This is a genomic window from Lederbergia citri, from assembly GCF_018343625.1.
GTDB lineage: Bacteria > Bacillota > Bacilli > Bacillales > Bacillaceae_C > Lederbergia > Lederbergia citri.
Genome location: NZ_JAGYPG010000005.1, coordinates 180,162 through 193,073, shown reverse-complemented (window position 1 = coordinate 193,073; position 12,912 = coordinate 180,162). Strand labels below are relative to the sequence as shown.

14 protein-coding genes and 1 pseudogene are annotated in these 12,912 nt (G+C 37.3%); 4 read left to right on the top strand and 11 right to left on the bottom strand.

The window, feature by feature from the left end:
• Positions 1–85: 85 nt before the first annotated feature.
• Positions 86–529 carry a YndM family protein gene (locus KHA97_RS22505; protein WP_213127063.1) on the bottom strand — a complete coding sequence of 148 codons (444 nt, stop codon included), beginning with the start codon at positions 527–529 and terminating at the stop codon, positions 86–88.
• A gap of 160 nt (positions 530–689) precedes the next feature.
• Here KHA97_RS22505 and KHA97_RS22500 point away from each other — a divergent pair, with 160 nt between their 5' ends.
• Positions 690–1,193: a DUF3231 family protein gene (locus KHA97_RS22500; RefSeq protein WP_213127041.1), complete on the top strand. Its 504-nt coding sequence runs from the start codon at positions 690–692 to the stop codon at positions 1,191–1,193.
• A 188-nt stretch (positions 1,194–1,381) separates the two neighbouring features.
• On the opposite strand, the gene KHA97_RS24225 is transcribed toward KHA97_RS22500, so the two are convergent.
• Together KHA97_RS24225 and KHA97_RS24535 are read right to left on the bottom strand one after the other, a co-directional pair.
• Positions 1,382–2,389 (bottom strand): IS3 family transposase, encoded by a 1,008-nt coding sequence (locus KHA97_RS24225; RefSeq protein WP_325167429.1) that lies wholly within the window; start codon positions 2,387–2,389, stop codon positions 1,382–1,384.
• Positions 2,390–2,490: 101 nt separating this feature from the next.
• Positions 2,491–2,835 (bottom strand): annotated as a pseudogene (locus KHA97_RS24535) (helix-turn-helix domain-containing protein); the annotation flags it as partial.
• A gap of 168 nt (positions 2,836–3,003) precedes the next feature.
• Between KHA97_RS24535 and KHA97_RS22490 the strand changes: the two are divergent.
• Positions 3,004–3,114 (top strand): YjcZ family sporulation protein, encoded by a 111-nt coding sequence (locus KHA97_RS22490; protein WP_213127040.1) that lies wholly within the window; start codon positions 3,004–3,006, stop codon positions 3,112–3,114.
• A 77-nt stretch (positions 3,115–3,191) separates the two neighbouring features.
• Here KHA97_RS22490 and KHA97_RS22485 read toward each other — a convergent pair whose 3' ends face one another.
• Together KHA97_RS22485 and KHA97_RS22480 are read right to left on the bottom strand one after the other, a co-directional pair.
• Positions 3,192–3,764, bottom strand: coding sequence for a uracil-DNA glycosylase (locus KHA97_RS22485; protein ID WP_213127039.1), 573 nt, complete (start codon positions 3,762–3,764; stop codon positions 3,192–3,194).
• 8 nt (positions 3,765–3,772) lie between these two features.
• On the bottom strand, positions 3,773–3,919 hold the full coding sequence (locus KHA97_RS22480; RefSeq protein WP_213127038.1) for a hypothetical protein: 147 nt from the start codon (positions 3,917–3,919) through the stop codon (positions 3,773–3,775).
• Positions 3,920–4,064: 145 nt separating this feature from the next.
• On the opposite strand from KHA97_RS22480, the gene KHA97_RS22475 reads away from it, so the two are divergent.
• Positions 4,065–4,664 (top strand): DUF421 domain-containing protein, encoded by a 600-nt coding sequence (locus tag KHA97_RS22475; RefSeq protein ID WP_213127037.1) that lies wholly within the window; start codon positions 4,065–4,067, stop codon positions 4,662–4,664.
• A 261-nt stretch (positions 4,665–4,925) separates the two neighbouring features.
• On the opposite strand, the gene KHA97_RS22470 is transcribed toward KHA97_RS22475, so the two are convergent.
• The 4 genes from KHA97_RS22470 to KHA97_RS22455 all read right to left on the bottom strand — a co-directional run bounded on the left by KHA97_RS22470 (position 4,926) and on the right by KHA97_RS22455 (position 9,428).
• On the bottom strand, positions 4,926–5,099 hold the full coding sequence (locus tag KHA97_RS22470) for a hypothetical protein (protein WP_213127067.1): 174 nt from the start codon (positions 5,097–5,099) through the stop codon (positions 4,926–4,928).
• Positions 5,100–5,116: 17 nt separating this feature from the next.
• Positions 5,117–7,072 (bottom strand): aconitate hydratase, encoded by a 1,956-nt coding sequence (locus tag KHA97_RS22465; protein ID WP_213127036.1) that lies wholly within the window; start codon positions 7,070–7,072, stop codon positions 5,117–5,119.
• 117 nt (positions 7,073–7,189) lie between these two features.
• Entirely contained in the window at positions 7,190–8,131 is a 942-nt protein-coding gene (locus KHA97_RS22460; RefSeq protein ID WP_213127035.1) for an alpha/beta hydrolase, read from the bottom strand.
• A 25-nt stretch (positions 8,132–8,156) separates the two neighbouring features.
• Positions 8,157–9,428 carry an alkaline phosphatase gene (locus tag KHA97_RS22455; protein ID WP_213127034.1) on the bottom strand — a complete coding sequence of 424 codons (1,272 nt, stop codon included), beginning with the start codon at positions 9,426–9,428 and terminating at the stop codon, positions 8,157–8,159.
• Between the two features lie 141 nt (positions 9,429–9,569).
• Between KHA97_RS22455 and KHA97_RS22450 the strand changes: the two genes are divergently transcribed.
• Positions 9,570–11,069 carry an MFS transporter gene (locus KHA97_RS22450; protein WP_213127033.1) on the top strand — a complete coding sequence of 500 codons (1,500 nt, stop codon included), beginning with the start codon at positions 9,570–9,572 and terminating at the stop codon, positions 11,067–11,069.
• Positions 11,070–11,113: 44 nt separating this feature from the next.
• Here KHA97_RS22450 and KHA97_RS22445 read toward each other — a convergent pair whose 3' ends face one another.
• Together KHA97_RS22445 and KHA97_RS22440 are read right to left on the bottom strand one after the other, a co-directional pair.
• Entirely contained in the window at positions 11,114–11,977 is an 864-nt protein-coding gene (locus KHA97_RS22445; protein ID WP_213127032.1) for an aldose epimerase family protein, read from the bottom strand.
• A gap of 22 nt (positions 11,978–11,999) precedes the next feature.
• The gene (locus KHA97_RS22440) at positions 12,000–12,818 is read right to left on the bottom strand and encodes a histidinol-phosphatase (protein WP_213127031.1); all 819 of its coding nucleotides are present in this window, start codon (positions 12,816–12,818) and stop codon (positions 12,000–12,002) included.
• Positions 12,819–12,912 lie beyond the last annotated feature (94 nt).

Here is a 12,912-nt window from a genome sequence, read left to right as displayed (position 1 = left end):
CTTATAAAATTAATTCTTCTATATAAAAAAGCAGGCTTAAGAAAACTAGTACTGTTCTCTTAAGCCTGCGATTTATTAATACCGTTTATTTATTTTTTTGATTTTCAATTCCACCATTTGGAGTAAATTCTTCCGAAGACTCTGTTTGGTATTGCATATTCCTTGGATAGTCTTCAGTTGTTTTTTTAGAAACAACATTGTTTTCGACATACCTATGGAACACATATTCAAAAAGAGTAACAGCAATTGATGCTTTTAAAGACATTGTAAATAAATTATTAAAATCAGTAGGTGCTGCACTCAGGATCCAAATTATTATTAACACAATTCCGAAATCCGCTATAGAAGCAACGGTATTATTGGTTCTTGGTAAAATTATCAAATCACCAATAATATAAGAAACAACTCCTAACACTAAGGTAATCAAAAATACATTCCCAAAAGTCATTCCATATAACATACCTAAGATAATATATAACAAAGCTAGGCTCGAAATAAATTTGATTGCCAAAGCTTTTACGTGATCCATTTTTATCAAACTTTTACCTTTTCAACCACCCAATTTTTTAATGAATACTATTCGCTAAAAGGAAGCAAATTATTGTTGAGGTTACGTTAAGAAAAAAAAAACGTATGTTTACTGTTACGGAGCAGAATATATAGATGATTAAATGTTAAGGAGGATGTAAGTGGGAATATTAAGTGGAAATCCAAAAGATGAACCGATGCATTACGGAGAGGTTTTCGGAATGTGGACTTACCTAATGACAACTAAAGGTCTAACCGTTTGTTATGAAGTCCATTTAAACCATGCTGGAGATTCGGATCTTCAAGCACTGTTAAAGGACGCAATCCAATTAACTAAACAGGAAGCAAAAGAGGTAGAATCATTATTAAAGGAATCTGGAGTACCTTTACCCCCTACCCCACCCGAAAGGTCGAAAGCAGATTTAGAAGAAATACCAACAGGAGCAAGGTTCCTTGATCCCGAAATTGCAGCATCTTTAGCAAGGGATGTTGCTGGAGGTTTAATTACATGCAGCACGATAATGGGGGAATCTATTCGTGAAGACATTGCCATGATGTTTGGAAAATTCCATGTTCAGAAAGCAGCATTCGGCGCAAGATTGCTACAGCTTACTAAAGACAAAGGTTGGCTTATTCCTCCACCACTTCATATTAGTGCTAAGTAAGTCACCTACGAATCAACTTATTAACAAGTCCACGGACTTGTTTTTTTCATTACAAAGTGGAGTTTTGTAAAAAGGAATAAATAGGATAATAACGAATTTAAGAAAGAAATGAAACCATATATAAGGGGAAGAAAGTGACTAAAGGATCATCCCTTTTGTGCTGAACCCTAAAAGTTAGACCAAAATATTTATGCAGCTAGTTGACTGGTATGAAGACGGTATTCCACCGGGCTCATGCCAGTCAATTTTGCTTTTATCCGTTCATTGTTATAGTAAAAAATATAATCAGATACTGCTTGTTTAAGCTCTTCAAATGACTTATAAACTCTACCGTAATACATTTCCTGTTTCATTATCCCGAAGAAATTTTCCATTGGTGAATTATCCAGACAGTCTCCCTTTCGGGACATGCTTTGAAATATACCGTTATCTTTTAGTTTCCTTACATATCTTTTCATTTGATAACCCCAGCCTTGATCAGAGTGTATAGTCGTTCGATAGGGGCAATCTTTTGTTATTTCAATTGCTTCGTCTAAAGCATCCATAATTGCTTGAGCGTTTGGCCGTTCTGAGAACCGAAAGGATAGAATTTCACTATTAAACATATCTAAAAATGGATCTAAATAAGCCTTCTTAATGATTATCTTCCCATCAGAATCGGTCGTATAGTATTTGAATTCAGATGTATCAGTCGTTAATTTTTGATGTGGAATACTTGTATGGAATCTACGGTTTACAAGGTTTTTCGAAATCTTGCCTATAGTTCCTTTATAAGTGCTGTATTTACGAGATTTACGTGTGAATGATGTACAAGTAATACCAAGTTTATTGGTAATCCGTAGGATTTTTTTGTGATTTACGATATAACCTCTCTTACGCAATTCCATATCAATTCGACGATATCCGTAATTTCCATTATGTTTGTCTACAATATCTTGGATGATCTTTTCAATCTCTTCATCTGGATTGGATTCATTAAATCGTTTTTGCCAATACATATAGGTTGCTTTTGGAAAACCTGTGGCTTCAAGGATAACAGCTAATTTGAATTGTTTTCTGAGTTCGTGAATGACCCTGGATTCTGTTTTAGCAGTCGGCTCGGAATATTTACCCCTGAAGCACGGAGCTTTTTTAAATAGGCATTCTCCGCACGTAGTAACTCTATTTCTTTTAAAAGTTGTTGTTCTTTCGTCAATTTCTTCTCATTTTTATTCCTCTTTGATTCGTTGGACAATGATGGACGCCCCTTTGATTTAGAGAGTCCTTCAATACCTTCATTTTGCCATTTCCTCAACCAATTAAGAATCATAGGTGGTTCAGTAATGCCAAATTTTCTAGCAACTTCTTCAAGGGAATCTCCTGTTTTTACCTTATAGTTTAAGACATCTAATTTAAATTGAACAGGATAATTCGTAATTGCTTTTTTAGAAGCCAAACCCTGTTTGCCAAATTGTTGGAACGCACTGACCCATTTTCTTATATTGGTTTTACTTTGAATTCCAAATCTAATAGCCAAGGAAGCATATCCACCTTCACCTGCTAAATAAGCGTCAACTACATTTTGCTTAAATCCTTCATCATATTTGACCACAAAAAACACCCCAAGAGTTAGAATTGTTTGTCTAACTTTTGGGGTGCACATCATTTCTTCAAGTCTTTTTTATACTATCAGCTTCTTAATTAAATGCCGTCATATCATCAAGGAATGGCTTGGACTACAAAAATGGGCATTTTACGCTGTTTCATTTTACACATAGACACGGTCAGTACATAGAATAAGGTATCTAGATTAAAGGAGGTGCCTTTTTTTATGGATGGTGGATTTGGAGTTGGTTATGGAGGCTTCGCATTAGTAGTAGTGTTGTTTATTCTCTTAGTTATCATAGGTGCAGCATTTGTTGGTGGATATGGGTACGTTTAAGAGCCATACCATTAACATAAAAAAATGAAAAAAAGCTTTTCTTTCCTTTAAAAAGTGGAAAGAAGAGCTTTCTTTTTTTAATGTTTTTGGTATCGCTCTGCAAATACTTTCCAATCATCTAAAAAGTATGGCCATAAATTCGGTCGACGTCTAACAGCCAGTGGATGATACGCCACCATTGTGAGGTAACCTTGAACATTATGCCATTTGCCTCTGAAACTCTTCACTTCAGCATTTTGATTTCTGAAAAAAGATTGTACTGCCACATTACCTAAACAAAATATAAGAGAAGGTTTTATGCTTATCAGTTGTTGTTCTAAATGCTGCATGCAAATATTCCGAGTAAATTCTTTATCATATTTACGGACTGGTCTTCTTTTTAAAATGTACGTTATATATAAATCAGACATTTTTAGTCCGACTTCAAATGCAGCTTTTTGCAACGTTTGTCTTGTGCCACAAACTGTTGGATTCCCTTCCTTATCCTCTCGTGCTCCGGGATTATCAAGGATTACCATAATGGGTGCTTCTGGGTTTCCTTCCCCCCACACCATACGAGTTCCTTGCTTATACAATCCACATTCTTTACAATTCAAATAATTATTAGGGGTTGGGATCTCCGGCCATACGGTAGAGCAAAAATCAGCCATTACTTAACCTATTCATATATTTCATCCGCATTTTCATATCGTAGTTTTTCGGCGTGAATTACATCTTTCTTTTTATCATTTTTATCCATCTCTTTTGTTCTTATATTTATTTTTTCATTTTCCTTTATAGATTTTACATCCCAGGACTCCACCATTCTTGATGTATACCTCCATTTCTTTCTTAATTCACTATATCTTCTCCAAATGTACAGGTCTTATTCCTTTCCAAAATAATACTCGTATCTAAATAACCCAATGGTAAAAAATATGTTTTAACATGATTAAAAGAGGGTTTTAAGAATGGACTTGGATTTGATATGGAAGGTTCTGCTGATTTTTGCCATAGGAACACTGTATTTGAGAATAAGCGGAAGAAAAACAATTTCCCAAATGACAATGCCAGAAGCCATCATTATGATTGCCTTTGGTACTATGCTCATCCAACCTGTAACGAGCAAAAGTATATGGACGACCATTATCGTAGGAGCCATTTTTATTTTGGCACTTATTGTAACAGAGTGGATTCAAATAAAATCTGATTTCCTTGAGTCGATTATTTCCGGCAAATCCGTACCTGTTGTGGAAAAAGGGCAACTTAATAAAAAGAATTTAAGGAAATTGAGATTAACAGTCGATAAATTAGAGGAACGGCTTCGTCAACTCGGAATTGCTTCTATTAACGATTTAGAAACAGCAACAGTTGAAGTGAACGGAAAAATAGGATATACCTTAAAACCCGAAAAACAACCAGCCACGAAAGAAGATATTCAAGCTCTCATAAAACTGATACAAACAGGACAATTAAACAGAGCGATAATTAATAATAATTCAAGCGAAAACATATTTTCGGAAATCATAAACAAGAAACATGCAGATTCACCTCCGGAAAATTTACAATAGCAAGTGAAGTGGATGCATATGCTGGATGTTCGGCCCACTCAAATTGCGATTTTTGAAATGAGCATGGGCCCTTTGAACCGTTCTAACGGACTGCTTTTGAGGTTTTCTCATGAACTTGGGAGCTTTGAACGATTCAAATGGACAGCTTTTGGGTTTTCACATGAACTCGGGAACTTTGAACATTTCATAAGGACAAATTTTCGAGGTTTTCACATGACAAAAAGAAGAAGTGGCTCCAATACTCCACTTCTTCTTTTTTGTTCAATCTAATAACCGATTATTTTCATCTACTGACATGAGCTTGGCGGATTGTGGCCCTCCCTCTGCCGCAATAACACCAGCACCTCTACATACACTACAATTGTATTGCCAGCCTTCATCATCAGAAAGCATACCTGTCCCTTCGCACGCTTTACAAGTAAGTTCTCTATCCACCATATAATTCACCTCAATTATTCAGCAATTTTTTGGCGGCTTTTTACCCAATTGATCATTCCGCCTGCTAACATGACTTCTACTTGTCGTTCTGATAAAGTATGTTTCACTTTTATTTTTTGCTCTCTTCCTTTAATGCCTATTGTGAATTCACTCACCTGTTTAATGATCGTTCTTACATTTGAAAGTTGTAAAATATCTCCTTGGTTTAACATGTCATAGTCATCAGGATTAACGAAAGTTAATGGCAGTACACCAAAGTTAACGAGATTTTGCCAATGAATCCTTGCGAAATCTTTAACAAGCGCTACCCTCAATCCTAAATATCTTGGAGCTAGCGCAGCATGCTCACGGCTTGAACCTTGACCATAGTTAAACCCTCCAACTACTGCATGGCCGCCTTGATCAACCGTTTCTTTTCCTCTTGTGTAATATGTTCGATCAATGATTTCAAACGTAAATTTACTAATTTCAGGGAGATTGCTCCTATATGGCAGAACGCGAGCTCCACCTGCTAAAATTTCATCGGTGGAGATATTGTCCCCCATTTTTAATAAGATCGGAAGTTCCATCTGGTCATGAAGCTCATCCATAGAAGGTATGGAAGCAATATTTGGACCTTTCACGAGTTGCACGTTTTTTGCTTCTTCGTAAGGTAGTGGTGCCTCCAGTAAATTCACATCAATTGTAGGATAGTTCGGTTCCTTTACGTTTGGATATGAGAAATCCATCGTTCTAGGGTCTGTAATTTTCCCTGTTAACGCTGAAACTGCAGCTGTTTCGGGGCTACATAAATAGACGCTATCTTCCCTCGTTCCTGATCTTCCCGGGAAATTCCGCGGTGTCGTCCTCAAACTATTCCGCCCTGTTGCTGGTGCTTGCCCCATTCCGATACAGCCATTACACCCTGCTTGATGTAATCGTGCGCCTGATTGAAGTAAACTTGCGATATGACTTTCCTTCACTAAATCCGTTAACATTTGTCGGGAAGTAGGGTTAATGTCAAACGAAATTCCTTCCGCAATATGTTTCCCTTTCACGATTTCCGCTGCAATGGCAAAATCACGAAAACCAGGATTGGCTGACGAACCAATATAGGACTGATAAATTGGAGTACCCGCGACTTCTGAAACTGAAACCACATTACCTGGACTAGACGGTTTTGCGATTAGCGGTTCTAGTTCCGACAGATTTATTTCATCGGTCAAATCATATTTAGCATCAGCATCCGGAACTAATTCTATCCAATCATCTTTTCTTCCTTGCTCTTTTAAAAATCGTCTAATTTCATGATCCGAAGGAAAAACAGTTCCAGTAGCCCCTAACTCTGCCCCCATATTCGCAATCACATGGCGGTCCATCGCACTTAAAGTGTCAACGCCCGGCCCGTAGTATTCTATTACTTTTCCGACTCCTCCCTTCACATCATATCTACGAAGCAGTTCTAAAATGACATCTTTCGCACTTACCCAATCAGGAAGCTCTCCTGTCAGCTTTATTCCCCACACTTGAGGCATTTTTACATAAAAAGGCTCTCCTGCGATCGCTAGCGCTACATCAAGACCACCTGCACCCATCGCAAGCATCCCCATACAGCCATTGGCACAAGTGTGACTGTCTGATCCAAGCAATGTTTTTCCCGGTTTAGCAAGCCTCTGCATGTGAACTGGGTGGCTTACTCCATTCCCTGGACGGCTATAATACAATCCGAACCGTCTTGTAGCACTTTGTAAAAATAGATGATCATCAGGGTTCTTGCTGTCAACTTGGATAAGATTGTGGTCAACATATTGAGCTGATGCCTCCGTTTTTGCCCGTTCTAATCCCATTGCTTCAAGCTCCAACATCACCATTGTTCCCGTCGCATCTTGTGTTAAGGTTTGATCAATTCTTAATCCAATTTCTGTTCCGGGAATCATTTCTCCAGATAAAAGATGTGACTGAATTAATTTTTGTGTAATATTTGATGCCATCTAGCTACCTCCTAAAAATACACTCCATATTACGTTATACTTCTTAATAGGATTGTTTATTCTTTTGAAATATATGCAATAAAAAACACTATTCCGTTACAGAACAGTGTTTTGCATTTATATGTGTATATTATTTTTATTCAGCTGTTTAGTAATCCATTTCAGAACAAGCTGGTATACTTCATATTTATTAGTTTCATTCAACATTTCATGTCTGCCGTCTTTTAAAAAGGTGGAATCAATATTTAATAGACCCATTTCTCTATATTGCTTTATAACCTCTACTACTTTGCTGCCCCCAACCGGATCTTTATCTCCGCTGAAAAATAATATTGGTAAATCTTTTCGGATTGATTGATTTAGTTTTGAATCGTGAATTTTTTCCAGTCCGTCAAAAAGATCATAGAAAAATCCTGAGCTGCAAACGAAGCCACAATGTGGATCGTTTATGTATTTTTCCACTTCATTACTATCGCGTGAAAGCCAATCAAAGGTAGTGTTAGGATTTTGGATGCTCTTATTAAACGAGCCGAATGAAAGGCGATCCAGAAATGGACTTGGTGCCTTTGGACCTTTTAAACGACTTTCCCATTTTGCTATTAACTTCCCCAACTTTCCTGCAATCCCTGGGCTGCCGGCAGTTCCTGAAAGAATTACACCTTCCACAGAAGATGAATATTTTTGTATAAATCTTCTAACTAAAAAGGAACCCATACTATGGCCCATTAGAAAAATAGGGATATCGGGATATTCATGATGGATCGATTGATTGATGCCATAAAGATCATCCACAACACGGTCAAATCCATTTTCATCGGCAAAGAAGCCAACTGTACCAGCCTTTTCACCTGTTTCCCCGTGGCCACGATGGTCATTTCCGTAAACAAAAATCCCATTTTGAACTAGATGTTCCGCAAATCCATTGTACCGATCAATATGTTCAGCCATACCATGTGCAAGCTGAAGAATTGCAACTGGTTGAGCATCTGGTTCAACCCACTTTTTCACATGAATTTCAACGCCGTCATCCATCTTGATCCATTTAATAGAAGACTTCATTCCATCCCCCCAACCTCCATAAAGTCTATGGAAATTTTATATCCATCACCTTTGCCATCATTTTCGGCAATTCTGTATTATCATGTAATCCTCTAAAAAATTGAGCCCCTGGACCAAAAGCATACACAGGGATGTCGACTCCGGTATGCTGAGAGGTAGTCCATCCTACAAGTGCCCGCTCTGATACAATTCGGTTGATAGCTTTTACCGGTTTATCAGCTTGTTCTATTTTATTTACTTCTTCTTTTGTTAAATCAATTCCTGCATATTTTTTCATTATTTCCTTTGCATTGCTTCGCTTTTTATCTAATTGCATCTCCATAAAGCGACCGGAAGATTTTACATTACGAAGAACATCTAATTTTGCATCGTATTTATCATAAGCTCCTACAGACATTCCCCCATTATCATGGTCACCTGCAATGACTATGAGGGTATTTTTATCTTTTTTAGCAAAATCAACTGCAACAGCAACTGCTTTTTCAAATGCTTCAATATCTTTCATCGCCCACGCTGCATCGTTGTCATGTCCAGCCCAATCAATTTGGCTGCCTTCCACCATTAAGAAAAAACCTTTTTTGTTTTGATTCAAGACTCGCAATGCTGCTTTCGTCATTTCCTCTAGACTCGGTTCACTTGTAAAATGGCGATCTAATTCAGGAACCATTCCTTCCTTTGCAAATAGGCCCAGGAGCTTTTGCGGCATTTTTACGTTGCTTAACTCTTTTTTATTCGTAACGATTTCATATCCTTTCTTTCTCCAGTTTTCTAGCAAAGTCAAAAAATACTTTTCCCCACCTCCAAGCAGTACATCAATTTCGTTATTTAAATATTGAACCGCTATTTCAGACTCGTCTTTGCGAGATAATACATGGGCTCCGAATGCAGCTGGTGTGGCATATGTAATGGTCGAGGTCGCAACAAGTCCTGTTCCCTTTCCTGCTTCTTCTGCAGCTTCCAATATTGTCCTCAGTTTTTTTCCGTCCGGAGATACACTGATCATGCCATTGTTTGTTTTAAAACCAGTCGCCATAGCAGTTGCTGCCGCAGCAGAATCGGTTACAGGTGAATCGGCAGAATATGTTTTATGCATGCCAACTAGCATTGAATCCATAACTGTTTCTTTTCCTTTATACAAACGATAATTCGTCGCATAGGAGGTTGAGAAACCATCCGGAATCAAGAAAATAACATTCTTCGCTTTTACATTTTCTTTTGCTAAAACTTGTGTTGCTGGTATCGTTGAAAAAATTATAAGAAAGACTAAAATCGAAATGTTTAAAAGTCTCCTGTTCATTCATCCTGCCTCCTTTATTCTTCAACCATTTAGCATTTGTAAAGTGGGAATCTTTTATACAACTGGCATTAATACTATTTCATAAATTTATGTTTAAGAGGAAATATTTAAGGAATAGGTATAGAGGGAGGAAATTTATTAATGGATCAAATAAAAGAAAAAGTAGATAAAGATAATAACAAAAAGAAAAGAAAAAAATACAAAGTACATAAAGACGATATAACCGTTATTGATAAGGATATTGCTAAAAAAGCAGTGGTGGCTACTTCATTAGGAAATGCAATGGAATGGTTTGATTTTGGAATTTATTCATATTTGGTAGTCATTATCGGAAAGGTGTTTTACTCAGGGGTAAGTGATTCTGCCCAATTGGTATTCAGTTTTGGAACATTTGCAGTAGCATTTCTGGTACGTCCAATTGGTGGTATGTTCTTTGGAATGCTTGGTGACCGGTTGGGAAGGAAAAGGATTTTAGCTGTTACGTTAATAATGATGTCGATCGCTACTTTTTTGATTGGACTCATTCCGGTTTACTCAACGATTGGAATAGCTGCGCCGATTTTACTACTAATTGCAAGATTGGTGCAAGGTTTTTCTGCAGGTGGTGAATATGCCGGGGCTATGACCTTCATCGCTGAGTCAACTCCAGACAAAAAACGTGGGTTTATGGCAAGTGGATTGGAAGTAGGAACACTTGCAGGATACATAGGCGGTGCTGGATTGGTCACGATACTCACCTTTGCTTTAGGATCGGAAACAATGCTTAATTGGGGATGGAGAATACCTTTCTTGATAGCTGGTCCGATTGGAATAATAGGATTGTATCTCCGCAACCATCTTGAAGAATCACCTGCTTTTGCTGCGATGGAAGAGAAAATAGAAGAAACTCAAAATAAACCGCACGTCTCAATGAAAGAGCTGTTTCTCTATCATCGCCGCTCATTGTTAATGTGCTTGGTCTTAGTCTTCTTTTATAATGTTATTGATTATACAGTTTTGACTTATATGCCCTCACATTTAACAGGTGTTTTAGGTTATGGAGATACAAAGGGATTATTACTCATTATCATTGTTATGTTCATCATGATTCCGACTGTATTGGCAATTGGCTATTTTGGGGATCGAGTTGGTAATAAAAAGATTATCCAGGCAAGTTTAATTGGAATTACATTATTATCGATCCCATCGTTTTTATTAATCGGAAGCGGCAATAATTGGTTAGTCTTTTTAGGGCTATTAATATTAGGAGTGTTCTTGGCAGCCATAAAAGCTACGATGACATCACAATTGCCATCACTATTTTTCACAGAAGTCAGGTACGGTGGATTAGCGATTACCTACAATATTTCCGCCTCGCTATTTGGCGGTACAGCACCTTTACTGATTTCTTGGCTCATAAGTATTACTGCTAATCAACTTATTCCTGCATATTATTTAATCTTTGTTTCGTTGATTGGAATTGTCGTGGTAACACTATTCTTAAAAAACACATCTGGGAAACCGCTCCGTGGTTCTCCACCAGCAGTTGCTGAAAAGCATGAGATTAAAGAGGTTATTGAGGAGATGGATGAGGCACTTTGGTGGAGCGCGGAAAAGCAAAAAATCGATAAAAAAATTGAGTTAATGGAAGAGAATAAATAAAGAATTACTTCTTTAAAAAGTAGTAGATCAAGTATTCACTTGATCTACTGCACGCTAACATTTAAAAATGTTTTCAAAGTTTCGCCTTTCCCGATGAAATATAATTCGTCTTTACGATTCATTTCATCCGTTTGTGCCATCCACGGTTCCACGCACATGAAATCCTGATCTCGCTCCGTCCATAAATAAACATATTTGAATTCTTCACCGTATTCTAACGTAACCTTTTTATCGATTTCAGGTAGTGTAAAAGCAATTTCTTTTTTCTCGGAATCCAACAGCACAAAGGATTCCTTTTTATCTGTTAAATCTAGCCCGTCTCCTACATTTTTGATTTCGTAATCATTGTCATCCCGATACGTTTTCGCGTCTGTTTCGTAATCAAGTTTTTTATTCGCTGTCCTAAAATAAGGATGGAAGCCAGCATATATAGGCATTTCTGTTTCTGATTTATTCACATACTCTTGCAAAATCTGTAGCTGATTGCCTTTTAAAATATATGTATAAATCACTTCAAATTCGAATGGATATGCACTTTTTGTTTCTTCATTGCTAGTTAAACGGATTGTAATAGAAGCTTGACCATCTGTATTCGTATCAATGACTTCCCATGGAAGATTTCTTGCAAATCCATGGTTTTTCATTTTGTAGACAGTACCTTCCCATTCGTATTCCCCGTCACGCAATTGGCCTGATATCGGAAATAGAATTGGAATTCCTCCCCGAACATTTGCCTCTTCATCATAGAACGTTTTTTTATTTAAAAATAGCGTTTCGACACCTTGGACACCAAAAGCTGTAATGATGCCCCCTCTTTCAGGCGCTACTTTTAACCAAGAGCCAGTTTCTGAACTTTTTAAATGATAAATTGTATATTGTTCATCTTTTTCCTTCGTAATCTCGTACATACTTTGACAACCTTTCTGAAAATCATAATGAAGTAAGATATCTTTTCTTTTCTCGGAAATATGCCCACTCTTTAAACCCGATTTCTTTTAATTTTGCCCTTACTAATTCAAAATCATCGCCGACACGTTCAGGATCGTGAGCGTCGGAGCCAAATGTAACGTTTACGCCATGATATAGCGCTCTTTCAAGAATTTCATCAGCTGGGTACCAGCCACCGCAATCCTTCGTTTTCCCAGACGTATTGATTTCAATCGCCACATCATGTTCTCCAATAATTTTTAAAGTACGGTCCACTACATCTGTTTGAATCGATGAAAAGTCCGGATAAAATCCTTTCATCGCATCAATATGACCTAAAATTTGGAATACTCCACAGCTTGCCGACTGTTGAATCAGTTCGTAGTATTCTTCTTTCGTACGAACTCTTTCCTTTTCAGTCAAGCCTTCCCAACGATCTCCTTTAAAAATACTTACCCCATCTACAAAATGGACAGATCCAATAATATAATCGAAAGGATAAGATTCATAATGTTTTCGATATAAATCAATATACTCTGGAAAATAGTCCGATTCTACTCCTAAAAGAACATCGATTTTTCCTTTGTATTCTTCTTTTAGCTGTAAGACTTCCTGCACATATTCAGGAAACGTACTTTTCGCCATGGCAATCTTTGGATGGAGTTGGTCCTTTTCACTCGCAAAATATGGAGAGTGGTCGGAAATTCCGATCATATCCATCCCTTTTTGAATCGCCGCTTCAATATAATCCCGTATATCGGCACGTGCATGTCCGCAACGGAGATGATGGGTATGAAAATCAAATTTTAGATGGGAGTTCATATAATTCCTCCAATTCAAATAATTGTTTCTTCTATACTATCATACTGTAAATTGAAAGAAATTACCGATTATGTACATTTTATTTCCAATGAAC